General features: G+C 39.6%; 22 protein-coding genes, 1 tRNA gene and 1 pseudogene. 4 read left to right on the top strand and 20 right to left on the bottom strand.

What is annotated here, in order from left to right; genetic code table 11:
* Positions 1-2: 2 nt before the first annotated feature.
* The 9 genes from purN to VAHSUH02_RS00595 all read right to left on the bottom strand — a co-directional run bounded on the left by purN (position 3) and on the right by VAHSUH02_RS00595 (position 7,255).
* The gene (gene purN / locus VAHSUH02_RS00635) at positions 3-623 is read right to left on the bottom strand and encodes a phosphoribosylglycinamide formyltransferase (RefSeq protein WP_005382157.1); all 621 of its coding nucleotides are present in this window, start codon (positions 621-623) and stop codon (positions 3-5) included.
* Positions 616-1,677, bottom strand: coding sequence for a phosphoribosylformylglycinamidine cyclo-ligase (gene purM, locus VAHSUH02_RS00630; protein WP_005382156.1), 1,062 nt, complete (start codon positions 1,675-1,677; stop codon positions 616-618). The genes purN and purM overlap by 8 nt, the downstream gene beginning before the upstream one ends.
* The gene (gene purF / locus VAHSUH02_RS00625; RefSeq protein WP_005382155.1) at positions 1,664-3,082 is read right to left on the bottom strand and encodes an amidophosphoribosyltransferase; all 1,419 of its coding nucleotides are present in this window, start codon (positions 3,080-3,082) and stop codon (positions 1,664-1,666) included. Before purF ends, purM begins: the two co-directional genes overlap by 14 nt.
* 14 nt (positions 3,083-3,096) lie before the next feature.
* Positions 3,097-3,825: a phosphoribosylaminoimidazolesuccinocarboxamide synthase gene (purC, locus tag VAHSUH02_RS00620; RefSeq protein ID WP_005377738.1), complete on the bottom strand. Its 729-nt coding sequence runs from the start codon at positions 3,823-3,825 to the stop codon at positions 3,097-3,099.
* 24 nt (positions 3,826-3,849) lie between these two features.
* Positions 3,850-4,341 carry a 5-(carboxyamino)imidazole ribonucleotide mutase gene (gene purE, locus VAHSUH02_RS00615; RefSeq protein WP_005382153.1) on the bottom strand — a complete coding sequence of 164 codons (492 nt, stop codon included), beginning with the start codon at positions 4,339-4,341 and terminating at the stop codon, positions 3,850-3,852.
* A 383-nt stretch (positions 4,342-4,724) separates the two neighbouring features.
* Positions 4,725-5,165: a hypothetical protein gene (locus VAHSUH02_RS00610; RefSeq protein WP_005377730.1), complete on the bottom strand. Its 441-nt coding sequence runs from the start codon at positions 5,163-5,165 to the stop codon at positions 4,725-4,727.
* A gap of 9 nt (positions 5,166-5,174) precedes the next feature.
* Positions 5,175-5,627, bottom strand: coding sequence for a hypothetical protein (locus VAHSUH02_RS00605; RefSeq protein ID WP_005377736.1), 453 nt, complete (start codon positions 5,625-5,627; stop codon positions 5,175-5,177).
* A 33-nt stretch (positions 5,628-5,660) separates the two neighbouring features.
* Complete coding sequence (locus VAHSUH02_RS00600) at positions 5,661-6,236, bottom strand: xanthine phosphoribosyltransferase (protein WP_005377657.1); 576 nt, start codon at positions 6,234-6,236, stop codon at positions 5,661-5,663.
* 113 nt (positions 6,237-6,349) lie between these two features.
* Complete coding sequence (locus VAHSUH02_RS00595) at positions 6,350-7,255, bottom strand: LysR family transcriptional regulator (RefSeq protein ID WP_005377632.1); 906 nt, start codon at positions 7,253-7,255, stop codon at positions 6,350-6,352.
* Positions 7,256-7,502: 247 nt separating this feature from the next.
* On the opposite strand from VAHSUH02_RS00595, the gene VAHSUH02_RS00590 reads away from it, so the two are divergent.
* The 3 genes from VAHSUH02_RS00590 to VAHSUH02_RS00580 all read left to right on the top strand — a co-directional run bounded on the left by VAHSUH02_RS00590 (position 7,503) and on the right by VAHSUH02_RS00580 (position 12,932).
* Positions 7,503-11,246, top strand: a complete 3,744-nt coding sequence (locus tag VAHSUH02_RS00590; RefSeq protein WP_005382152.1) for a phosphoribosylformylglycinamidine synthase — start codon at positions 7,503-7,505, stop codon at positions 11,244-11,246.
* 222 nt (positions 11,247-11,468) lie between these two features.
* Complete coding sequence (locus tag VAHSUH02_RS00585; protein ID WP_005382151.1) at positions 11,469-12,704, top strand: FprA family A-type flavoprotein; 1,236 nt, start codon at positions 11,469-11,471, stop codon at positions 12,702-12,704.
* 137 nt (positions 12,705-12,841) lie between these two features.
* Positions 12,842-12,932: transfer RNA gene (locus tag VAHSUH02_RS00580), tRNA-Ser, on the top strand.
* Positions 12,933-13,014: 82 nt separating this feature from the next.
* Here VAHSUH02_RS00580 and mmuM read toward each other — a convergent pair.
* From mmuM to VAHSUH02_RS00565, 3 genes and pseudogenes are all read right to left on the bottom strand, one after another.
* Positions 13,015-14,034: a homocysteine S-methyltransferase gene (gene mmuM / locus VAHSUH02_RS00575; protein WP_005382150.1), complete on the bottom strand. Its 1,020-nt coding sequence runs from the start codon at positions 14,032-14,034 to the stop codon at positions 13,015-13,017.
* Between the two features lie 8 nt (positions 14,035-14,042).
* Positions 14,043-14,225 (bottom strand): annotated as a pseudogene (locus VAHSUH02_RS00570) (transporter substrate-binding domain-containing protein); the annotation flags it as partial.
* A gap of 191 nt (positions 14,226-14,416) precedes the next feature.
* Positions 14,417-16,357 (bottom strand): OPT family oligopeptide transporter, encoded by a 1,941-nt coding sequence (locus VAHSUH02_RS00565; protein WP_005382148.1) that lies wholly within the window; start codon positions 16,355-16,357, stop codon positions 14,417-14,419.
* Positions 16,358-16,593: 236 nt separating this feature from the next.
* On the opposite strand from VAHSUH02_RS00565, the gene pepT reads away from it, so the two are divergent.
* Positions 16,594-17,817, top strand: coding sequence for a peptidase T (gene pepT, locus VAHSUH02_RS00560; RefSeq protein ID WP_005377708.1), 1,224 nt, complete (start codon positions 16,594-16,596; stop codon positions 17,815-17,817).
* Between the two features lie 94 nt (positions 17,818-17,911).
* On the opposite strand, the gene VAHSUH02_RS00555 is transcribed toward pepT, so the two are convergent.
* The 8 genes from VAHSUH02_RS00555 to uraA all read right to left on the bottom strand — a co-directional run bounded on the left by VAHSUH02_RS00555 (position 17,912) and on the right by uraA (position 25,544).
* The gene (locus VAHSUH02_RS00555; RefSeq protein ID WP_005377653.1) at positions 17,912-19,162 is read right to left on the bottom strand and encodes an MFS transporter; all 1,251 of its coding nucleotides are present in this window, start codon (positions 19,160-19,162) and stop codon (positions 17,912-17,914) included.
* 263 nt (positions 19,163-19,425) lie between these two features.
* Positions 19,426-20,058 carry a hypothetical protein gene (locus VAHSUH02_RS00550; RefSeq protein WP_005382145.1) on the bottom strand — a complete coding sequence of 211 codons (633 nt, stop codon included), beginning with the start codon at positions 20,056-20,058 and terminating at the stop codon, positions 19,426-19,428.
* 77 nt (positions 20,059-20,135) lie between these two features.
* The gene (locus VAHSUH02_RS00545) at positions 20,136-21,074 is read right to left on the bottom strand and encodes a hypothetical protein (RefSeq protein ID WP_005382143.1); all 939 of its coding nucleotides are present in this window, start codon (positions 21,072-21,074) and stop codon (positions 20,136-20,138) included.
* A gap of 120 nt (positions 21,075-21,194) precedes the next feature.
* Positions 21,195-21,917, bottom strand: coding sequence for a helix-turn-helix domain-containing protein (locus tag VAHSUH02_RS00540; protein ID WP_005382142.1), 723 nt, complete (start codon positions 21,915-21,917; stop codon positions 21,195-21,197).
* Positions 21,918-22,074: 157 nt separating this feature from the next.
* Positions 22,075-22,623 carry a hypothetical protein gene (locus VAHSUH02_RS00535; RefSeq protein ID WP_005382140.1) on the bottom strand — a complete coding sequence of 183 codons (549 nt, stop codon included), beginning with the start codon at positions 22,621-22,623 and terminating at the stop codon, positions 22,075-22,077.
* Between the two features lie 8 nt (positions 22,624-22,631).
* Positions 22,632-23,588 carry a flotillin-like protein FloA gene (gene floA / locus VAHSUH02_RS00530; RefSeq protein WP_005377705.1) on the bottom strand — a complete coding sequence of 319 codons (957 nt, stop codon included), beginning with the start codon at positions 23,586-23,588 and terminating at the stop codon, positions 22,632-22,634.
* 36 nt (positions 23,589-23,624) lie between these two features.
* Positions 23,625-24,089: an NfeD family protein gene (locus VAHSUH02_RS00525; protein WP_005382138.1), complete on the bottom strand. Its 465-nt coding sequence runs from the start codon at positions 24,087-24,089 to the stop codon at positions 23,625-23,627.
* Between the two features lie 171 nt (positions 24,090-24,260).
* On the bottom strand, positions 24,261-25,544 hold the full coding sequence (uraA, locus tag VAHSUH02_RS00520; protein ID WP_005377680.1) for a uracil permease: 1,284 nt from the start codon (positions 25,542-25,544) through the stop codon (positions 24,261-24,263).
* Between the last annotated feature and the right edge of the window lie 13 nt (positions 25,545-25,557).

Genomic DNA, 25,557 nt, shown 5'->3' with positions numbered 1-25,557 from the left:
TCCTAAATATAATGTACAATGCGTCCTTCTATACGTAATGCATCTTCACAGAACAAGCGAAGTGCTTCACGATAGGTCGCATGTTCTACGGGCAATAATCGTTCGGACAAAGTATCCTCTGTATCATCTGGATATACAGAAACCGTATTTTGCATGATGATAGGTCCTGTATCCATACCAGCATCCACAAAGTGAACGGTACAACCAGTTACTTTTACGCCCGCATCAATAGCCTGTTGATGACCATGAAGCCCTGGAAAGGATGGCAATAGAGCAGGATGAATATTTAAAATCTTATGCTCATAGCGAGCAATAAGGCCGGTCCCTACAATACGCATGTAGCCTGCCAACACAATACCATCAACACAATACGGCTCAAGAGCATCCAATTGAGCTTGTTCGAAGGCTTGTTTTGAATCAAATTGACTACGTTCAATAGCAATGAGTGGAATACCCCATCCTTTAGAGCGTTCTACAATACCTGCATCTGCATGGTCTGTAATAATAACGACAAACTCGCCATTGATAAGCCCCTCTTGCATCGCCTTGTACAAGGCTTCGCCATTTGAGCCTCTACCACTGGCAAATAGAGCAAGACGCTTTTTAGATACGGAATTAGTCATTAAATACCGCCCCTTTTACGACAACAGGACCTTTGCCTGCAACGATACGACCAATTTCATATACTGCTTCATTTCGGCTTTCAAGATTAGCTTTCACCGTATCTACATCATCGGCATCGACGATGAGAATCATACCGATACCCATGTTAAACGTACGGTACATTTCATGCCAATCCACATTGCCCCATTCTTGCAATTTTGTAAACACAGGAAGGCGTGGCCATGTATCACAATCTACCTCAGCAGTTACGCCATTTGGTAGTACGCGTGGAATATTTTCATAGAAACCACCGCCTGTGATATGAACCATACCTTTGATATAGTTTTCTTTAATCAACGGTAATACAGCTTTAGGATACAAGCGTGTTGGTGTTAATAGTTCTTCGCCAAGGGTTTTACCAAATTCTGGAATGTCTTGATCTATAGAGAAACCCTTATGGTCGAAAACGATTTTACGAACTAAGGAGAACCCATTGGAATGAACACCGGAGGATGGCAAACCAAGAATGACATCACCAGATTTAATATGTTCACCTGTAATCAGTTTAGGACGATCTACAATACCTACGGCAAAACCTGCCACATCATAGTCACCTTCACCATAGAAACCAGCCATCTCAGCTGTTTCCCCACCAAGGAGAGCACAACCTGATTCTTCACAAGCATTAGCGACGCCACGTACGATATCAGCGACTTGTACTGGATCAAGTTTACCAACCGCTACATAGTCTAAGAAGAACAGAGGCGTTGCTCCTTGCACAAGAATATCATTTACACTCATGGCCACACAGTCTTGTCCAATCGTATCATGTTTATCCATCATGATAGCGAGGCGCAATTTTGTGCCAACACCGTCTGTGCCAGATACGAGCATTGGTTCCTCCATGGAATGACCTGCCAAGGAGTATAGGCCACCAAAGCCACCTAAATCACCTACAACACCTGCTGTGTATGTTCTTTTTACGGATTCTTTCATCAACTCTACGGCTTTATTACCGGCATCGATATCTACACCTGCATCACGATAGGTTAATCCTGTTTTATTCGAGCACATATTTGACCCCTTCCTCTTGTTCTGTAGGCACATCTACCCTGTAATCGCCATTGAAACAAGCGAAACATAAATCCGCTTCTGGCACGCCGCTAATAGCTCGGCACAAGCCTTCTTTTGATAGATAATGCAATTTATCTGCCTTAATATAATCTTTAATTTCTTCGATTGTGTGTGTGGCCGCAATCAATTCTTTACGAACCGACGTATCAATACCATAGTGACAAGAATATTCGATAGCCGGCGAGCTAACACACATATAGATTTCCTTAGCACCTGCCTCTTTTAACATCTTAACGATAAGGCCGCTTGTGGTACCACGCACGATAGAGTCATCGATTAATACAATACGTTTACCGCCTACAACCTCTGGCATAGCATTTAGCTTCATGCGCACAGCTAGTTCCCGTTCTTCTTGATTAGGTTTGATAAATGTACGTCCACTGTATCGATTTTTAATCAAACCTTCTGCAAAAGGGATGCCCGACGCACGAGCATATCCAAGAGCAGCTGTCGTGCCAGAGTCTGGAATAGACATGACGATATCTGCATCATATTTAGTTTCATTATATAGTTCACGTCCCATATTGAGTCGTGTTTCATATACAGATTGGCCATCAATTTTACTATCGGAGCGCGCAAAATAAATATATTCAAAGACACAAAGTTTTTTATCAATTTTTTGAGGTTCTGCATAGATTGTGCTGCGCACACCACGATCATCGATAATAACCATCTCACCTGGGTCAATATCCCGAATAAATTCAGCCTTTATAGCATCAAAAGCACAGCTTTCACTAGATAACACATAGCCATGTTCAGTCTTGCCCAAGCAAAGAGGTCTAAAGCCTTGAGGATCGCGAACCCCAACGAGAGAGTCATTAGTTGTAATAACCAAGGAGAAGGCCCCTTCGATTTGTCGAGCCGCATCAGCAATGCGTTCCTCTTGCGTTTCAGCCTTAGAACGAGCGATTAAGTTTACGATAACCTCTGAATCCATAGTTGTTTGAAAAATGGAACCATCTGCTTCAAGTTGACGACGGATGCCTAGAGCATTCGTCAAATTGCCATTATGGGCTACTGCAATTTGGCCACCTTGATAATGGATTACAAGAGGTTGAATATTACGTGGGTTATTAGAGCCAGTTGTAGAATACCGAACATGACCAGTCCCCATATGGCTTTTTAATGTTGGTAATTCCTTGATAGCCTCAGTCAATAAACCCATACCTTTTTTTAGAGCCACTTCATTACCATCGGTAATAGCGATACCTGCACTTTCTTGACCGCGGTGTTGAAGGGCAAACAATCCCCAGTATACATATCGTGCAACGTCAACAGTGCGGTCAAACACACCAAAGACGCCACATTCTTCATGCCATTTGTCAAAAATTGGATCGTAGTTCATCAATAACCCCCAGGTTATGCACGTTCGCCCGTTAAGCGGAATAACATTTCTTTATAAGCTTCTTCGATATTGCCAAGGTCGCGACGGAAACGGTCTTTGTCGAGTTTTTCACCTGTTGTTGCATCCCAGAAACGGCATGTATCAGGAGAAATTTCGTCACCAAGCAACACTTCTCCATTATGTGTACCAAATTCAAGTTTAAAATCAACTAATGTTACATTCTTAGTAGCCAAGAAGTTTTTAAGGATATCGTTAACCTTCATAGTAATTTCGGAAATTCTATCCAATTGTTCTTGCGTAGCCCAACCAAGAGCTGTGATTTGAGATTCGTTGGCAAATGGGTCGCCAAGTTCATCATTTTTGTAGCAGAATTCAAGAATTGGATGTTTAAGAGGCGTACCTTCTTCAATGCCAAAACGTTTAGCCATAGAACCAGCAGCAATATTACGAACGATAACTTCTAGAGGAACAATGTTCAACGTCAATACTGTTTGGTTACGGTCATCTTCACGACGAACGAAATGTGTTGGAACACCTTCTTTTTTCAATAATTCAAAGAAGAATGAGGAAATTTTATTATTCAATACGCCTTTACCAAGGATAGTATCATGTTTTTCACCATTAAATGCAGTGGCATCATCTTTGTAGTGAACAATATATGTTTCCTTGTCATCTGTTTGATACACTTGTTTTGCTTTGCCTTCGTATAAAAGTGTTAATTTTTCCAAATCGATATTAGCCATGATAGTAATCCTCCTATGTAATAATTATTTATTTAATTCTGCTTGTAATGCAGCATTATCTGCTAAAACCTTGTCAGCCATATCTTTGCGATAGGCAACATATTTTTCTTTTAGTTCCTTGTTGAAAGTAGCACCGATTTGTACTGCAAATAATGCAGCATTTTTTGCACCATCTACGGCCATTGTTGCTACTGGCATACCAGACGGCATTTGTACGATTGCCAAGAGGGAATCAATGCCCTTTAATGCGGTTGCATTAAGAGGGATACCGATAACAGGTACGGTTGTAAAACTTGCCACCACGCCAGGTAGATGGGCTGCAGCGCCTGCACCTGCGATAAAAGCGATAGCCTCTTCTGCTTCAAGGCGTTCCACAAAAGACTTAACAGCCTCTGGTGTACGATGCGCAGAAGCGATCACCATTTCATAAGGAATATTGAATTCATCTAATATAGCAGATGCTTTTTTCATCGTGTCTAGGTCAGATTTACTGCCCATGATAATGCCAACCTTCATTGTTCCTCCTTAATAAAAAAACTCGACCTAAAAAGGCCGAGTTTACACACTGATAGCGTTAGCAGAAATAGTCATAATAGTAACGGATGTTAGGTTCATATGTCTCTTCATGATAACGCCTCCTTATCTGTATCTAAATTGTATCAGACCAATTTGTATCGGTCAATCATTTTTCGAATAATAATTATATTAGTTTTTATAATTGTTCGTTATATTCCGAACTATATAGTACTTATATCAAAAATCACACAGTATGATACGAATAATAATTATTATATACGAATGTACATTGATAAAAAAAGACTTCCACACATAGGTATGGAAGTCCCTTGTATTCTATTCCCTATTCACACGATATACTATCTTATAAGGAATATCATATTTTATTGTACATTGCTTTCAAAAGCAGCTTTCAAATCGCCAACAGCCTCAGGAATATAATCCACAATCGACGTCATTAAAGCATACATCAACTCTGGTATAAACTCATCATTAGCACACATGTATACGCAATCTAAATACAATGTAGAATCTTGTTCATCAATATAGAATTTATAGTTTTTATACATTGCATTCTCACGATTGATCAATGCATTAATGGCCGCCATATTCTGTGCTGTTACCTTTTCAGGGCCAAGCACTAAACGGATAACACTGTAAATACTATTATCTAAGATCACGAACATCGGCATATCCCAAAGCGGTGATTTAATATAGGATCGATATACGACTGTACCGTCTTCATCATCAAAATCTTTGCGCTCAAAAGCCGTTACTTCTTCTGCCTTCATAAATTTATCAAAGGCTAATGCTTTAGGATTCATACTAACCTCTTATTTTGCTTGTCCTACAATTTTCAAAATTTCTGGATGAACTTCATCTAAGTGCGGTTTAATAACCTCTAACATAAGATTAACCAATACTGCTGGTTCAAATGTTTCAGCTGTAGATGGCACAGAAATATCAGTGTAAATATTGCTGTCCTCATCATTTACATAGTATTTTGTCACTTTAAATTGTTGGTTAAGCTCATTCAATTTAGGCAATACTTTTTTAATGGCTGCATCGGTAATACTCGTTGTTGTAACTGCAACACGAATATAGGAGAATACAGAATCATCCAACACGATAAAAACAGGTAAAGAATTACCATGAATTTCTAAACGACCATGGTATACAACCGTATTGTATTCATCGCCTTCAATAACATCCTTTGTAAACCATTTATTGCCAGATTTTTCAATGTCCGCTACTAGTACATCAAATTTCTCAGCTTTTACGTTCATTATTTCTACCTCTCTCCGCAAAAAACTATAGGACTAGTCCTCTATAAAAACACATTTATTATCTTTAAATTCTTTGATGCGCACTAAGGATTCAACACGGAAACCAGCATTTTCTAAGCGTTCACGACCTGGTTGGAAAGACTTTTCAATAGCAATTGCCATACCAACCACTTCATCGCCTGCATCTTTTACAAGTTTAGCAAGCCCCATAGCTGCTTCACCAGAGGCCAAGAAGTCATCAATAATTAAAACTTTTTCGCCTGCTGGCAAGAATTTTTTAGAAATTGTAATGTCATAATTTTCTTCTTTTGTATAAGAATATACAACAGAATGATACACATCATCGACCATAAGAATAGATTTTTTCTTACGAGCAAATACTAATGGCACATCTAGTTCAAGAGCAGCCATCAATGCCAAGGCAATACCAGATGCTTCAATGGTAACAATACGTTGAACACCAGCATCACGATAGCGGTCAGCAATTTCTTTACCAATAGATTTAAATAATTGTGGATCGATTTGATGATTCAAAAAACCATCAACTTTTAATACACGATTGTTTAAGACAATACCTTCTTCACGAATGCGTTGTTTTAATAATTCCATTTCGTTTTACCTCCGCATAACTATCTTTAAATTTTAACGTAAATCAACGCTTAGGGTCAACAAAAAAACACACTTTATTGAAAAAAAGAATAAAGTGTGTTTGTAATTCATATTTATAAAACTTTGTCTCGTTTATCTTCACGATTAGTCAATAAATTTGTAAATCTAGCAGCGCCTTCGGATTGTGGAACGAGACGTGACCGAACAAGTACGATATCTCGCGTTGGCACAGGAATATCTGTATCAATTTTTACGACAGTACCTTCTTGCATTTTTTCTTGCACCACATTACTTGGCAACATAGCGATACCCATGTTAATTTCCACAAGATCGAGGAGAACGTCTACACTACTCAATTCAAAACGCGGTTTACTACAAGCACCATGCGTTACTTCATCAAAGAAAGTACGACTAGCTGTTCCCTTTTGTAGTAACAACATAGGCTCACTGAGCAAGCGGCCTTGGTCAAAGAAGCCTGCCCCTTTATATTCATGACCGCCCACAAAGATATCTTGGATGCTCGCCAAGGTAGTAACTTCTAATTGTGTATTGCTACGCAAACCTTCGTAGTCATTAACTACAGCTAACTGCACTTCTTTATTAATAACCATTTCCACACAATCGGGGGATGGTCTGTTTATGATATGCAAGCCAATTTGATTTTCTTGCAATTGCCATTTATGAAAGTAGGGCAACAAGAAATGACGACATAGTGTATCTGTAGCGGCAATATTCAAGCTTTCGTAAGCTTGATTCACCCGTTCTTGTAATTGCGTAATCCCATTATCTAGAATGGAAAATGCTTTGGCTACTGTATCGAATAATTCCTTGCCTTCTGGCGTAAATGCTACCGATTTAGTAGTGCGCACAAATAAAGGCATTTTTAATTCGCCTTCTAATTGTTTGATACTTTGACTAATTGCGGACTGCGAAACACCTAGCTCTTTTGCAGCGCGAGAAAATGACAAATACAACCCAACTCCTAAAAATGATCTATATAGATCTGCTGATACTGCCATTTTATCCTCCTCTGTTATATACTAATAGTATAGTAATACATTATTAATATTCTACTTTTTACTCAAAACAAGATGCTATTGTTACGGTTTATGAAATTTTGGTCTTATGACCTTCATGAAAACTTCATATTTATAAGTGGTGTTAATCTTTATATAAGTAAGATTATCTTTACTTATAAGTCTAGACCGACTATACTTATCTTGTCAACACCAGAACTCATTTATTCTGCATATTACAGGAGGCTATATGGCTATTCAACGACTATTTGTAAGAAAACGTGATGCTTTCGCTAATGAAGCAGCACATGTATTAGCTACATTACAGCAAGAATTACATGTACCAGCTACAGCCGTGCAAATCTATGAACGTTATAATGTAGAAAATCTTAGCGATGACGCATTACAAAAGGCTAAACATTTGATTTTTTCTGAACCACCTGTTGATTTAGTAGCAGAAACATTAGATATTCCAGCAAATGCATTTGTCTTTGCTATCGAATATGTACCAGGACAATACGATCAACGTGCAGACAGTGCAGAGCAATGTATTTCTATGCTCACACTTACAACAGGTCATACCGTTCGTTGTGCAAGAGTATTTGTCATAGAAGGTACTTTTACAGACGAAGAAAAAGAATCAATCAAACAATATTACATCAATCCTGTTGATTCTAGAGAAGCAAGTCTCGAGTTACCTGATACCTTGGCACTTAAACTAGAAGAGCCAGAAGATGTAGCTATCATCGACGATTTTACAGAAATGTCAGAGGATGCACTACAAGATATGATTAGCGAATATGGACTCGCTATGACATTGGCAGATATCAAATTAATTCAAAAGCAATACAAGAATGTAGAAAAACGCAATCCAACGATTACAGAAATTCGCTTATTCGATACATATTGGTCTGACCATTGCCGCCATACTACATTTATGACAGAGTTAACGGATATTACTATCGAAGATAGTCGTTTCACAGAACCAATCAAGGAAGCACTAGAAGAATATACGGAAGGTCGCAATTTGTTATATACAACTAAGGTGAAAGCTCGTTCTCTCATGGATATGGCCACATTAGCTGTAAAAGAATTACGTCATGCAGGCGGTCTTACTAATCTTGATGAATCCGAAGAAATCAATGCATGTACTATCATCGTTCCCGTTGATGTAGATGGCAAAGAAGAAGAATGGCTCTTGCTATTCAAAAACGAAACTCACAATCACCCAACTGAAATCGAACCTTTTGGTGGTGCTGCCACATGTCTTGGCGGTTGTATCCGCGATCCTCTAAGTGGCCGTTCTTATGTGTATCAAGCTATGCGCATCACTGGTAGCGGAGACCCTCGCACACCGCTAGCCGATACACTAGAAGGCAAGCTACCACAAAAGAAAATTACTGTTGAAGCCGCACGTGGCTATTCCTCCTATGGTAACCAAATCGGCCTTGCTACTGGTGAAGTTAAAGAATACTATCATCCAGGTTATGTGGCAAAACGCATGGAAATCGGTGCTGTTATCGGTGCTGCTCCGCGCAATCAAGTGCGACGTGAAGTACCAACACCAGGTGATATCATCGTACTACTCGGTGGTAAAACAGGTCGTGATGGCTGCGGTGGGGCTACAGGTTCTTCTAAGGAACATACATTAGAATCCCTCGCTACATGTGGTGCAGAGGTTCAAAAAGGGAATGCCCTTACAGAACGTAAAATTCAACGCTTATTCCGTCGCCCTGAGGTAACAACACTCATCAAACGTTGTAATGACTTTGGTGCTGGTGGTGTCTCCGTAGCCATCGGCGAACTAACAGATGGCGTTACCATCAACCTTGACTTAGTACCTAAAAAATACGACGGTCTCGATGGTACAGAACTCGCTATTTCCGAATCCCAAGAACGTATGGCTTGTGTCATTGCACCAGCCGATGTGGATGCATTTATGAAATATTGCGATGAAGAAAATCTTGAATGCACAATCGTTGCTGATGTAACCGATACCAATCGCCTCATCATGACATGGCGCGGAGAAACAATTGTCGATATTAGTCGTGATTTCTTAAATACAAATGGAGCGAGTCAACAACAAGAAGCTGTAGTGACAGCTCCTACTGAAAAATCTTATTTCCGCCGTGGTTCTGCAAGTGCCGACAATTTCAAAGATCAATGGCTCGAAGCAATATCTACATTAAACACTGCGTCTCAACAAGGACTTGTTGAACGCTTTGATAGCACAGTTGGGGCCAACACAGTGCTCATGCCATTTGGTGGTAAATATCAAAAAACACCTACCCAAGGTATGGTGGCAAAATTACCAGTTCTTCACGGTGAAACAACAACTGCTAGTATCATGACACATGGCTTTGTACCTGAATTGTCCGCTTGGAGTCCATACCATGGCGCACAATATGCCGTGCTTTTATCCGTTGCAAAACTTGTGGCACTCGGTGGTCGTCGTCAAGATGCATACCTTACTTTACAAGAATACTTTGAACGTTTACACTCCAAAAAATCTTGGGGTAAACCGGTAGCAGCACTTCTAGGTGCTTACAAAGCGCAAAAAGAACTTGAGATTGGTGCCATTGGCGGCAAAGATTCTATGAGTGGTACATTTATGGATTTAACAGTGCCTCCTACCCTCGTATCCTTCGCAGCGGTAACAGCTCCTGTTAAAAACATTGTAAGCCAAGATTTAAAAGGACCTGACCATCGTCTCGTATACTTTGATGTACCTCGTACGTACAACGATACACCTGACTGGGATCACTTCAAAGAAAATTGTGATATCTTACAAGAGGAAATTGAAAAAGGCCGCGTATACTCTGCCTATGTAGTAGACCAAGGTGGCATCCCTGAAGCAGTTTCCAAAATGGCTCTCGGCAATAAAATTGGCGTTAAGTTCGACAAATATGCAGAACGAGCTATTTTCCAACCAGCTATTGGTTCTTTCATTGTAGAAGTAGATATTACAGCGGTTAACCATTTACTTGAATTGTCCGACGTTCGCGTTATTGCAGTTACCCAAGACAAACCGGTCATCGAATGGAACGGCCAATCTGTAACACTTGATGAAATCGAAAAAGCATACGAAAAACCATTATCCGATATATTCCCATTGGAAGCAAAATCCGGTACTGGTGAAGCGGTAGCTTACATTCACGATCAACACGCAAAACCTCGCAGTACCTCCTTAGGTGCTAAACCAAAGGTACTTATCCCTGTATTCCCTGGCACTAACTGTGAATTCGATTCCGCTCGTGCTTTTGAACGAGCTGGTGCTATTGCAGACATCGTACTAATTCGCAATCAAACGCCAGAACAATTAAAAGAATCTATTGACGTAATCAAAGCTAAATTAGCAGAGTCTCAAATTCTTATGTTCCCTGGTGGATTTAGCGGCGGCGATGAACCAGATGGGTCTGGTAAATTCATGGCTACCCTATTCCGCAACCCATATCTTGCAGAAGGCCTCGAAAACCTACTTTATAAACAAGATGGTCTAGTTCTCGGTATCTGTAACGGTTTCCAAGCGTTGATTAAATTAGGTCTATTGCCTGGTGGCCATATTGAAACATTAACGGCAGATCACCCTACCTTGACATACAATACCATTGGACGCCACGTATCTCGTATGGCTAACACTAAGGTTATTTCTACAAAATCTCCTTGGATGTGTGAAGCTAAGGCTGGCGAAATTTATACGGTTCCTATATCTCATGGCGAAGGTCGGTTTATCGCATCTCCTCAACAAGTATTGGAATTCAATAAAACTGGTCAAATCGCTACACAATATGTCGACTTTGACGGTATAGCATCCATGGATGGACGATTTAATCCTAACCAATCCGTGGCTGCTATCGAAGGTATTTATAGCCCTGATGGCCGCGTATTTGGTAAAATGGCGCACTCCGAACGCTGTGGTGCAGATATTAGTAAAAATATTCCAGGCAACTTAGAAATGCCAATCTTCACATCCGGCGTAAAATACTTTAAATAATCTATATGGCCCATTCTTCGGAATGGGCTATATTTACAAACTTTCACAATACACATTCTAATATGTGAAAGTTAACACAGTTATAACACATTGACATATATCGATATATTGATTTTTTTCGAAAAAAACTGTATTATAAGATGTCAATATAATTAATTAAACCGTCATCACATGGATGAGGTTAGTTATGTATATACATATGTGTAAGGAAAGGATATTACTATGCATTGTGCTCAAAAAATGACCCATAATATCTACTGGATTGGTAGTAATGACTGGACAACTGAACGTTTTGAAAACTTATTCCCTATTCCAAATGGTGTAAGCTACAATAGCTATTTCATCGATGATGAAAAAACTTGCGTTGTAGACTCTGTTGATGCAGAAATTCGCGAAGAATACTTTGACAACTTATCCCACCTTTTAAATGGTCGTGATCTTGATTACATCATCGTAAACCATATGGAACCTGACCACTGTCAAACATTGTTAGAAACATTGGAACGCTATCCAAATTGTAAAATGGTTGGTAATGCAACAACATTCCGCATGTTCGAACAATTCTACCGCACACCAAAGCCTGATCAATATTACACAGTAAAAGAAGGCGACGAAATTTGCTTAGGTAAACATACTCTTGTATCCTACACAATGCCTATGGTTCACTGGCCAGAAGTAACTTGTACCTATGAAAAATCTACAGGTACATTGTTCTCTGCTGATGCATTCGGTACATTTGGTACAATCAATGGCAACATCTTTGCTGACCAAACTGATTTCGTAGCAACCTATGAAGATGAAGCTCGTCGTTACTACACAAACATCGTTGGTAAATACGGTCCTCAAGTACAAAATGCAATTCGCAAGGTTTCCGGCCTTGAAATCAAACGCATTGCTCCACTTCATGGTCCAATCTGGCGTACACCTGAAACGATTGAATATATCTTGCACAAATACTTACACTGGTCCAGCTACACAGCTGAGAAAAAAGGTGTTGTTATCGCCTTCGGTTCCATGTATGGCAACACTCGTGACATCGCTCAACAATTGGCTAAACAATTGTCTAAACGGGGTGTTACAGATATTAAAATCTACGATGTTTCCAAAACTAATCCTTCCTACATCATCGCTGATGCTTGGAAATATACAAACTTGGTAACAATTGCACCAACTTATAACTTGAACCTATACCTTACTATGGAAAACTTCATTCACGAGTTAAAAGCGCTTAACTTCCAAAATCATAAGGTATCCATCATCGGAAATCATTCCTGGGCTTCCGCTGCAATGAAAACAATGGTTGCTCATTTCGAAAACGACTTCAAAGATATTGAAATCGTATCCCAACCTCTTGATATCAAATCCTCTTTAAAAGAAGAAGATATCCCATTAATCGAAAAAATGGCAGACGATATCAAAGCATCCATCGATGCACAAGAAATCAAAGAAGTATTATAATATACTTACTAAAAGCCGTCCTTCGGGACGGCTTTTTAAAACTCTTATGAAACTATAATAATTCTACTATTTTGTTCTTGACATAAATCTAACTTTTTCATATACTATACAAGTACCTGTTACACAACAGAATACATGGAGAGGTGTCCGAGCGGCTGAAGGAGCATGATTGGAAATCATGTGTGCGGTTATACCGTACCCAGGGTTCAAATCCCTGTCTCTCCGCCACATATAAGAAGGTTATCCGATGGATGACCTTCTTTTTCTATATACAAGCAAAAAGGGACTGTACTTATACAGTCCCTCTTATTTATTTTACATGTATTTGTTTTGCTATTTCTTGAATGATATCAGGATTTGTTCGGCAACACCCACCGATTATATTAGCCCCGGCCTTGCGCCATACATCAATATAATCAATGAAGCTTTGTTGTCCGCCTGACCATGTTTTAGTTTCTCCATCATAGGTTTCACCAAGATTTGGATATACAGCAATCGGTTTATTGGTTACAGACCGTATATCTTTAATCAAGGATTCTACATATTCCGGCGCTGTACAGTTAATCCCTATCCCCGTTACTTGACGCACCTTATCGATCATTTCAGCGCATTTAATGATGGTCTCTCCGCTTGAGATATGATGTTCATCTTTGCAAGAGAAAGAAATCCATGCAGGAATGCCTTTTGTCGTAAGCGGATCACACAAGGTACGGGCAATGGCAATAGCCTCATCATAGCAAGGCACAGTTTCACAAGCTAACACATCTGGGTTTTCTTCGCAGAATAATGCAATGCGAGGAATATGGAATACTTCCAAATATTCGGTTTGTACACCATAATCACCACGATATTCAGAGCCATCTGCCAAGAAAGCACCATATGGGCCAACAGAGGCGGCTACCAATGGTTTTGGTAAAGCTCCTTCGGAGAAATAGCGAACACTACCATCTGGCAATTGTTCACCTAATGTAATGCCACGCAATGTAAGCGCATCATTCGCTTTAGCTTCTAAAAATTCATTACGTGCTTGCACGGCTAAACGAACGGATAACTTCACCAAATCTAGTGCTTCTTCTGTACCATACCCATGAGCTTTAAACCCGGCTACAGTTGCTTGATAACCAGAACTTTCAATAATATCTGCACCGGCTGCCAAGTAGGAAATGTGCACTTTTTTGATGATTTCTGGATTTTCAATAAGCATCTTAGACGACCACAACTCATCATGAATATTACATCCATGACGCTCTAATTCTGTACCGAATGCACCATCTAGTACAAGAGGTCCATTTTCCTTTACAATCTTCAAAAATGCTTTCCGTTTAGCCATTCTATCACCTATTTCAAATCTTCTGCAGGTGGTTCTTTACCAAACCACTTTTTATAAATCTCTGCATATTTACCATTAGCCTTAATTTTGGCTAATCCATCATTTATTTTACCAAGTAACTCCGTATTACCTTTTTTCACAGCAATACCGAGTGGCGCCGCATCATAGTCTTCACCGGTTACTTTAGCAATGATAACATAAACATATCATATCACTATATATATCCTAGGTCAATAATTCCTACTATATAAATATGTTTTATTTAATATAGATTATATCTATATATCTAAGACAATCCCCAAGTCATCTCCATATAAAAACGCTCTCTACGAATTGTATTCATAGAGAGCGTTATTCATAATCCTCTTAGAGAGGATTCATGTTATTTAGCTGTTTTTTTAGCTTTAATGTACATAGCTACCTTGTACAAGAATGCACAGAGTAACAAGTACATTACAATACTGAGGTATGTTGCTTCTGGTGTTTCTACCCATTCTTGAGCAAATACATCAATACCTGCAATACGAAGTACGGCACTGAACAAGGAACCAATAGCACCACCGGCTACAAGACCAGATGCAATTGTACTACCTTTGGAGAAGCGAAGGTCTGCCAACGCTTTATCGTTTGTACTATTTTGTACAAAGTATGCAATCAGACCACCAACTAGTAATGGGGTGTTGATTTCCATAGGTAGATATGTACCTAATGCAAATGCCAACGGTGGAACTTTCACCATCCATAAGATGATTGCAAACAATGCGCCTGCCATGTATAAAGGCCATTGTGCACTACCACCAGTCATCATAGGTTCAATGATAGCAGCCATTGCATTCGCTTGAGGAGCATTCAATGCATGGTCCCCTACGAAACCATAGGCACCATTTAATAAGATCATGACACCTACAGAAAGTACAGCACAGAGAATGGTACCAACGATTTGCCATTGTTCCATTTTTTTAGGTGTAGCACCTGTCATGTGCGCTACCTTAAGTTCTGACATAAAGTTACCGGCCATACCGATGGTTGTACCGATAAAGGATGCCATCATGAGGACTGCAATCATGCCGACTTTACCAGTCATACCAGCAGCTGTTAAGCATACAGCAGAAATGATAATCATAAAGATTGTCATACCGGATACCGGTTCTGTACCAGTATACGCAATAGAGCTAATACCTACTACAGCAAGTAAGAAGGACATAATTAGAACGATTAAGAAGGCTACGCCTGTTTGCGCGAGGCTTTCAGAATACATAAAGTGGAAGTATACGGCAAATAACACAGTACATAACAAGATGCCTGCACCAATCCAAGATGTAGGAACATCACGTTGCGTACGGAGCAAGTTAACTTCTGTAGTTTTGGATGTGAATATATCTAAAACTGCTTTTTTAACAACGCTGCCAACCACCTTAGACATGCTCAAAAGACCAATGATGCCGGCCATAGCAAGCATACCGATACCAATATGACGCACATAATCAAGGAATACCTTACGAATTGGAGCATCCGCTAAAAATACAGATTGACCATTGATGTGCATCACATGTTCTGGCGCTAAGAAGTATACAATTGGAATACATACGAACCAAGAGAAGAAGGAGCCCGCTGCAATAATCGCTGCATAGCGAAGGCCTGTAAAGTAACCAAGACCGAGCAACGCTGCATCAGTGTCTACGGCAGCCGTCAATTTAGTTTGGTCTGCTAAGGCAGCGCCCCATTTAAACGTAGCTGTACGAATGACCTCTTCCCACCAGCCAAGGCTGTTTAGAATAAAGTCATATACGAGAGCAATAAGGCCAGAACCTAACATCAATTTAGCTTTACTACCTTCATTACTCATCAATACTTCAGCTGCAGCGCGACCGCTTGGGAATGGATACACATAGTGCATTTCTTCTACAAAATAGCGACGGAACATAACGCATAATAGAACACCAAGTACGCCACCGAGAATAATTGGAATTGCCATTTGTGTAAAGGTTACATCTGTTACACCCCAAATGTAAAGGGCTGGCAAGAAGAACATAGCCCCAGCTAATGTGTTTGTACTAGAGCTGGCGATTGCTTGAATGTGTACGGTTTCAGCAAACGCATTTTTCCGTTTCAAAATAACTGCTGTACCCATGGCAAGTACAGATACTGGAGCAAAGGCATCTACTGTTTGACCAATTTTCAAACATAGATAGCCAACAGCCAGTGTAAAGATTGCTGCATAGAACAGGCCCCAAAATACTACGTATGAATTAATTTCTTCGTAGTCCTTTTTAGGATCAAGTACCGGTTCTACGGGCGGAATAGAACGAGTTTCGTCCGACATAGTAAAACCTCCTCATAAAAAACACAAACGTATATCTATCCACCTTTATACTATCACGGCATTATATACGATTCAATTGCTTTATATGCATAATACGAATATTTTTACACATTATGCACCGATAGACTTTGCATTTTATGTACTACTAGTCTACAATTAAGATATATAGGCTAAATAGGTCTAACTATGGTATCAACCAATTATATATTCAATACATTCTCTCAAGGAGGCTTATTATGGAACCAATGGTTGAACGTTTTGTACGCTACACAAGCATAAATACACGGTCTAACGAGGAAAGTACAACGATTCCCAGTACGCAAACGCAAGTTGATTTTGCTACCAATGTGCTTGTTCCTGATTTGAAAGCAATTGGTCTTGATGAGGTCATCTACAATCGAGAAAACGGATTTGTCATCGGTACATTAAATGCTAACACAGATGCAAAGGCCCCTTCCATTGGTTTTATCGCCCATATGGATACGGCCGACTATAACGCAGAAAATATTAAGCCACGCATCATTGAAAACTATGATGGCAACGATATTTGCCTCAACGAAGAACATCAAATTTTCACACGTCGTACAGATTTTCCTAATTTAAAGAACTATATTGGTAAGTCCTTGGTCGTAACAGATGGTCTCACACTACTCGGCGGTGACGACAAGGCTGGCATCTGCGAAATTATGGAAGCCCTCTCCTATCTCGTGGCTCACCCAGAAATCAAACACGGTAAAATCATGTGTGCCTTTGGCCCTGATGAAGAAATTGGTACTGGCGCAGATCACTTTGATGTGAAACAATTCCCTGTGGACTTTGCCTATACGATTGATGGTGAAAGCCTAGGTCAACTCGAGTATGAAACATTCAATGCGGCTGGCGGTACTGTAACGCTCAAAGGCGTATCGGTTCACACGGGTACAGCAAAGGGTATCATGATTAACTGTGCTAAACTGGCTATGCAATTTGACGCGTTATTACCTGGGGCGGCCGTTCCTGAACACACTTGTGGTCGTCAAGGTTTCTTTATGCTCATGAGCATGGAAACACAAGTAGATACTGGTAAGATGAACTACATCATCCGCGACCATGACAAAGAATTGTTCGAAGCGAAAAAAGCATTTTTCCTACAAGCAGGTCAAACATTAAATGAAATCTATGGCCGTGAAGTTTGCGAAGTCTCCGTAAAAGATCAATATTACAATATGTACGATATCATCAAAGACAACATGGAATGTGTAAACGTAGCCAAAGCAGCCATGGAAAAAGCAGGTATCACACCTATCTGCGATCCTATTCGTGGCGGTACCGATGGCTCTAAAATTTCTTTTATGGGCATTCCAACACCTAATATTTTTACTGGTGTAGAAAATCTCCATGGTCGTCATGAATTTGCATGTATCGACGATATGAAAAAAGCTGTTGAAGTTATCGTCAACATTGTAAATATCGAAAAATAATACTATAAGATAGCAAAATGACTATCCGAGCAACTGCTCGAATAGTCATTTTTTATTACTCTATAAAATTGTATACCCAATGTCAAACATCATTTTATGCAAGTTTACCATTACGTTTACGATTTCTAATTTGTTCTTCTTCAGCACGTGCTTTCATGGAAAGATCTTTATCTGTGCCTACATAACGGCCATAGAATAAATAATAAGCAACTAAGGCAACAAGGGCTACTACAACAGTTACATGGAACATGCTTGTATAACCTACAACTTCTTTAATGGCACCTAAGATATATGGACCAAAGCCAAGGCCCACATCCAAGGCGATAAAGTATGTTGATGTAGCAACACCAATGCGGTGAATCGGTACAATTTTAACTGTTACCGCTTGTCCATTTGACATGAATGTACCATATCCAAGTCCGACGAATACGGCGGATAAAAGTACAAGCCATGTAGAGTGAGCAATGGATAGTAAGAAAATACCAAGCGCTAAAGATACGAAACAAGGATATAAAACGAAGTTTTCCCCTTTCATATCAAATAGAATACCAAGTAAAGGTCTTGTAATAGTGATCACTACGGCATAGACAACGAAGAAGAATGTACCTGCCATAATAAGATCTAAGTCTTTTGTATAGGCCGCCATAAAGCCGATAACACCAGAGTATGCAAAGCCTACAAGCACAGAGACAAGGCTAATAGAATTCATACGAGGTTCAATATAATCGGAAATCTTAATGCCCTTATGAGCTTCAGAATCGATATCAAGCTTAGGCTCCTTAAACTTCATAATTACGGCGCCAATGCCACAAATAACGATAAGAGCAACACAGAATGCGATGATAAAATCATAGCCAAGACTGTGAAGCATTAAAATACCTAAGAATGGACCTACTGCAGCAGCAAGAGAAGTAGATAAACCGTAGTAGTTAATCCCTTCGCCACGACGAGATTGAGGTATAATAGCAGCAATAATCGTACTTGTTGCAGTTGATGTAATACCGTAAGCAAAACCATTTATGAATCGAACGCTATCGAGCATTAACAAGTTAGGTGTGTAGAAGTACATGGCTGTTGAAGCCAAATAAATAAACAAACCTAAGTACAGCATCTTTCGGCAACTTAAGACACTAATAAAGCGTCCCGCTAACAATCGTGCCACGACGGTACCGATAATATATATACCAACAGCTAAGCCTGCTTGACTGGCTGTGGCGTGAAGGTTATCTTTTGCCACTACGGCAATAATAACAATTAATAAATAATAAATCAAAAATACTAAGAAATTAATCAAAGTATCGAGGACAAATGATCTTGTCCATAAGGCCTCCTTAGCCTTATCCATAGTATCAACTCCTATATCTAAAATATTTGTCAACCATATAATGACATTGGTTAATTATAGACCTCTCATCATAAAAAACAAGAATTAAAAAGTTGTTTTTGTTATCACTTTTAATTATGACTAATCTCATAGATTTATATACAATAAGCGAATTACCATATCACCTATTTACGTAAATTTTTAATAATAAAAATACCTTTGATAGGTTCTACTCTAATTTACCAGTTAGAATAGACCATCAAAGGTATCCTACTATTATTCAATTATTTTGTTTCTAATCCACAAGCTTTAAAAAATGCTTTATAAGCCTCCGCCTTCTTCACAAGACTCAACGGATAGGCTCTAGAGGTAGATGGCAAACGCGTCAAAGAAAGTTCTCGACCTTCATAAACAAAAGGAATCGTTTCTCCTGTTTTAGGTAGTTTTACCTTTTCAGGTAATAAACTAAGTAAGATTTCTGTAGCCTTGCCACCTGTTGTACCAATATGAGTACAATCTGGTATTTGTGCTAATACGTCAGCGAGAGGAACGGGCTCAACTACCTTTAAAAACGCATCAGATGCATTACCATGCTCACGAATAGCTTTCAATACCGTTGGACAAGAAGCTATACCAATTTGAGATAAAAAAGCTTTAAGCTTTTCCGCATCAAATGCTTTTTCTTCCCCTTTTCTAAAATGTTCTTTATCATCAAAGAACACCAAACCGAAAACACGCCACATATCATTTTGAAAATTCGGATAATGAAATTCCATGGCTCGCTTTTCAGATGTTGGTGGAAATGTTCCCATCATCATAACCGTTGCATTCTTCGGCAAGAATGGCGGAAATGGTCTCGTCTCTACAACTTCATTAGAATGTACTTCAACAGTAGTATTATCTTTCACGATACACATCTCCTTATTGTTTATGTTAACTATCTACTCTCACATTAACAAGTTTAGATGATTGATACTATGATAAAACTCACCTTTTATTGAACCATAGGTTGGGTCATAATCGTATTGACCGCATCAAATCCTGTTGGTACAGGAGATACGAGATATAAACATACAACGGCAGCTATAGCAAATCCAATTGCTAGGTAAGAGAAGGTGCCCCGTTTAGGGAATTCATACAAACCAAGCATGCGTATCCCAATAGCCGCACCAATGGCTGTAATAAAGGATGGCAATGAGAACATGCCATATACGCCAAAGATAACCATCAATCCCGCATAACCGCCTACTACAGTAATCATTGGTAGCATACGATCCATAGAACACTTATAGTCTCGAGTCAACCCAGATGGATAGTTGGAGCTTTCAATACCGAATAAACCAAGCAAAATGCCGAAATCAACCCAGATAAATTCCCAAATGCCTTTAAATGCATTTCGATTACGGCCTGCATACCAAGCAAAGGCAGTAATGGCCAAGATGGCTAAACCAACTAAGCCAAAATAGTAATCCCCACTAATAGTAGGACCTACATAGGCGCCAATAGCTGTTACAATAGCACTGAGAACGGAAAGTACAATAACGCGATGAACAGCAGGACGTTCCTGTTCAGGAATGCGTTTGAACACGGTTGCTAGCAATTCCAATACAAAGCAAGCCATAAAGACAGCAATACCAATAGCTGGATTAATGAAGGTACCAACTACCGTCAAAACTAAAGGAATTAACAAGCGCCATTTAGGAAATAATACGAGATCCTTGTAATCAAGGCGTACATCTTGTGTTTCAGATGTGAAATTATTATACACTACAAAGAGGAGCATAAACGCAACCACATCTAGTGGTGTAGCGCCCCAAATCAACAAGGTTGGTACAATAATCATGGATAACGCCACACCAGATATTCTAGATAGGCCGGCGGCGATGAACCCTAGCAGTAAAAATGGTAATAATAATGTTAAATATTCGAACATAATAAACCTCCCATCATCATATAAATCTAAGTATATAGTAATTAACTACAAATTTCTATACCGAATGAGTTGAGGTTTATACAGATTTACCATACGACACCATACTATACTACGTCTTTACTAAGATTGTTGCTGCTTTAATCGGTTTCTTATAACAGACGGGGAACATTCGAGTTGTCGTGCGATAGCTGCAATGGATAATCCTTCCATCCGTAATCTACTAATCTCATTCGTATCTACCTCTAACCGTTTACCACGCAAAGCAACACCAGATTCTCGTAAATATAAGGCAACCGTATTAGCTTGCAGTTGATAGGCAATACCTATATCCTTTGTACTCAACCCATGATAGCTATATAAATAGCTCATTTCATCGATAGGCATCACCTTACGCCGCCCACCGCGTATATTGACACCCATGTGATGTAAGATATGTAATACCTTCCATCGTGAAAGCCCCATCATATGGGCAATACGAGTTGTACTATTACCACTTTCATAAGCCTTTTTAATACGATCTGGTTCTACACTATGTATAGAATGGTCATGAGTACACAACAGTCCATACTCATGTAATCGATTAGATATGGTCGCAGTGGATACATTAAAACGACGGGCCAAGGCTTCAATACTCGTATGACTCACTTCATATAAATTTACCAAGGTTGCGCGATTGATATCTTTACGCGTTTCACGTCGCGCAATCTTATACATCTGCATACGCCTTACAATTGTATCTACACTACACCCAATATAATCGGCAATGTCTCGTAAGGTCCATTTCTCTTTAACATATAGATTCTCTAATAATTGTTTTGGAATATTTCGTACGCTGCGATACATATAATCGCTCCTTTCACATAATTTAGGCGAACTATATCCACACACCTATTACACTTATTATGAAAGGCTAGTTTTAGTCTTAGCAATAGAAAAAGGGTTCCCAATAGTCACCCCGGTGACCATTGGGAACCCTGCCTTTATCAGGAACAGATATACATTATCGAACCCTATGACGCAATGCCTTCGGCTTTTCTAATATAAAAGCCCATTTCATACCTTCTTTAATATCATGACGCGACTTGCGAGCCTTCTTCGTTACAGGCTTCGTATGAGTCTCTACATCAACAAGAGGAATCTTTACTTCTTCCATTGCTTTTTGGCGCTTAAATTCTGCTAGGCGCTCAGTCAATGTAGAAACTGCAACCGTTTTACTAGTAGATACTTTATGTTCTTCTCGTTGTTTATATTGCTCTTTTTTAGGTTGTTCTGCAGATTGATTATAAGAAATTTGAGTATTAGACGACTGATAGACAGCATCATTAGATGTAGCATTAACCGGAGGTTCTTCTATTTTACGTTCAATAGAAATACCGTATTCACGCTCCATATCCTCCCAAGTCTTTTCAGCACCTGAGGTTTCATACTCATCAGCATCTTCAGTCTTTGAGCTTTTCAAAAAGGAGAACACGATATAAGCAATTATAGCTAGAACAAATATAGGATTATGCGTAAAGGCCGATAGTACTGTAGACAAAATAGAGTCCATAGCTACTCCTATTCACCATCTGCTAAATTCTCACGCATCTTAGTGTCTGCAATAATATTATTCATATTGTAGTAATCCATAACGCCGAGATTACCGTTTCTGAAAGCTTCTGCCAATGCTTTAGGAACTTCAGCTTGTGCTTCCACTACCTTAGCTTGCATATCTTGTGTTTTAGCACGCATTTCTTGTTCTGTAGCAACTGCCATAGCACGGCGTTCTTCGGCACGAGCTTGTGCGATTTTTTTATCTGCTTCCGCTTGGTCTGTTTGCAATTGAGCACCAATGTTACGTCCTACGTCTACGTCAGCGATATCAATGGATAAGATTTCGAATGCAGTACCCGCATCAAGGCCTTTACCCAATACAGTACGAGAAATGTGATCTGGATTTTCCAATACATCTGTATGCTCTTCAGAAGAACCTACCGTTGTTACGATACCTTCACCAACACGGGCGATAATTGTAGCTTCACCAGCACCACCAACGAGGCGATCAATATTAGCACGTACCGTTACGCGAGCACGAACCTTAAGTTCAATACCATTTTTTGCCACTGCAGAAATGATTGGTGTTTCAATCACCTTAGGATTAACGGACATTTGAACCGCTTCCAATACATCACGACCAGCGAGGTCTATAGCAGCAGAACGTTCAAATGTCAACGGAATAGATGCGCGTTCAGCAGCGATTAATGCATCTACAACGCGGTCAACGTCACCGCCAGCAAGGTAATGTGCTTCCAATTGATTTACATTAACCTCAAGACCCGCTTTATTCGCCTTAATTAAAGGCATTACAATTTGAGATGGATTTACACGACGTAAACGCATACCAACTAATGTAAAAATGCCTACGTTAACACCGGCTGCCAACGCGGATACCCAAAGGCCTAATGGCACAACATACAAGAATACCATAATCCCAATCAGTAGAATGGGAATCAAAATTAAAATACCTACATCCATAATAACCTCCATTATTTACGACGATGTGGTGAAAGCTTAATCGCGCTTTCTAACAATATTGCGGCCACCTACAACACGAAGCACCACAATGGGTGAACCGGCATCGATGAAGTCCCCTTCGGTTACAACATCCACTAAATTACCATCAATTTTAGCAATACCTGCAGGGCGTAATGTTGTATGCGCTATGCCCTCCTTGCCAGCTAGATCCTTTAATACATCATTAGACACATATCCAGCTTTTGTGGTAGATCGTTGCCCTAAGGTAAAGAGCTTGCCAATCCAAGTTTTTGAAAAGTGATTAAAGAAGGTTAATAATACCACGACTAATACAATCGTGATACCAAGCACCGCATATAAGGCTATATCTGTACCACCAAGGCCGATAAATACGCCCCACATAAACAAACAGTACCCGATAAGACCCGCAATACCACCAGGTATAACTAGTTCAATAGCCATCAATACGAGACCTATAATAAGCCAAAAAATATAATCCATATAAACCTCCTTTCACAAAACATTTCATACAATATATTATACAATAGCCATTTATATTTTTCCAATAGACACGCTTCTATGATATATATAAAGGCCCACTATACAAAAACGCGTAGCCGAAAAGCTACGCGTTAATTATAAGTCTTGCTATATAGTTAAATGTATAATCAATTATACATCCGTTTTCTTTAATTGATCATTACCAATACCTGTTTTTTGTAGGATAAGAAGTACAATGCTCATCCCCATACCTACAACAGTGGCCAAGCCCATTCCTTTTAAAACAACAGGACCAATTACGAGCTGTGCACCACTAAGGCCTACAACAAGAATAACAGATGTAAGAATCATGTTAACAGGATTTGTATAGTCTACCTTGCGTTCTACGAGCATACGCAAGCCAGAAGCCGCGATGATACCGAACAATAGAATCGATACACCACCCATAACAGGGATTGGAATGGCATGAATAAGAGCGGCTACCTTGCCCACGAAGGAAATAATCATAGCCAATATAGCTGCACCGCCGATAACCCAAACGCTAAAGCACCGTGTAATTGCTAGTACTCCAATATTTTCACCATACGTTGTATTTGGTGTAGCCCCAAAGAAACCAGAAAGAATATTGGCAAGGCCATCACCTAATAAAGAACGTTCTAAGCCAGGTTCTTTCATAAGATCTTTTGATACGATGTTACTTGTAACAACAAGGTGACCCACGTGTTCCGCAAATACTACAAATAATGCTGGCATAATCATGACGATGGCATTGATATCAAATTCAGGCATACCATAAAACTGTGGTAGCGAGAACCATGGTGCCGCTTCAACAGCGGAGAAATCGACAACGCCCATGATAGCAGATAAGATATAACCTGCCACTACGCCGATAAGCACAGGAATTACAGCAAGGAATCCTCGGAATACGACGGTTCCTAACAAGGTCACAATCAAGGAGAACATAGATACTATGATAGCCTGCTCATGAGACATGCCAAGATTTTGATCACCGATAAGTCCAGCCATACCCATAGCGACTGGAGCTAGTTCAAGACCGATGATAGCAACGATAGCCCCCATCGCAGCTGGTGGGAATAATTTATCAATCCAACCGATACCAATATAGCGAACTAAGAACGATAAAATAACAAAGGATAAGCCAAATACAACAAAGGCACCTTTAGCGGCCTCATAACCCAAGCCTGCAGCCAATACCGCACTGACAGGAGCAATAAAAGCAAAACTAGAGCCTAAATAGGCTGGAATCTTGCCTTTACATACAAATAAGTATAGCAATGTACCAATACCATTCATAAATAATGCCGTTGCTGGATCGACTTTCAACAAATACGGTACAAGTACGGTAGAGCCAAACATAGCAAATAAATGTTGAAAGCTAAGTGGTAATAATTTACCCAATGATGGGCGTTCTTGAATATCAATAAAATCGTTCATAATTTTCCCTCAT

Origin of the sequence: Veillonella atypica KON (assembly GCF_002959915.1) — a bacterium.
GTDB lineage: Bacteria > Bacillota > Negativicutes > Veillonellales > Veillonellaceae > Veillonella > Veillonella atypica.
Note: the sequence above shows the minus strand (reverse complement) of the source record. Positions and strands in the feature narration are given on the sequence as shown.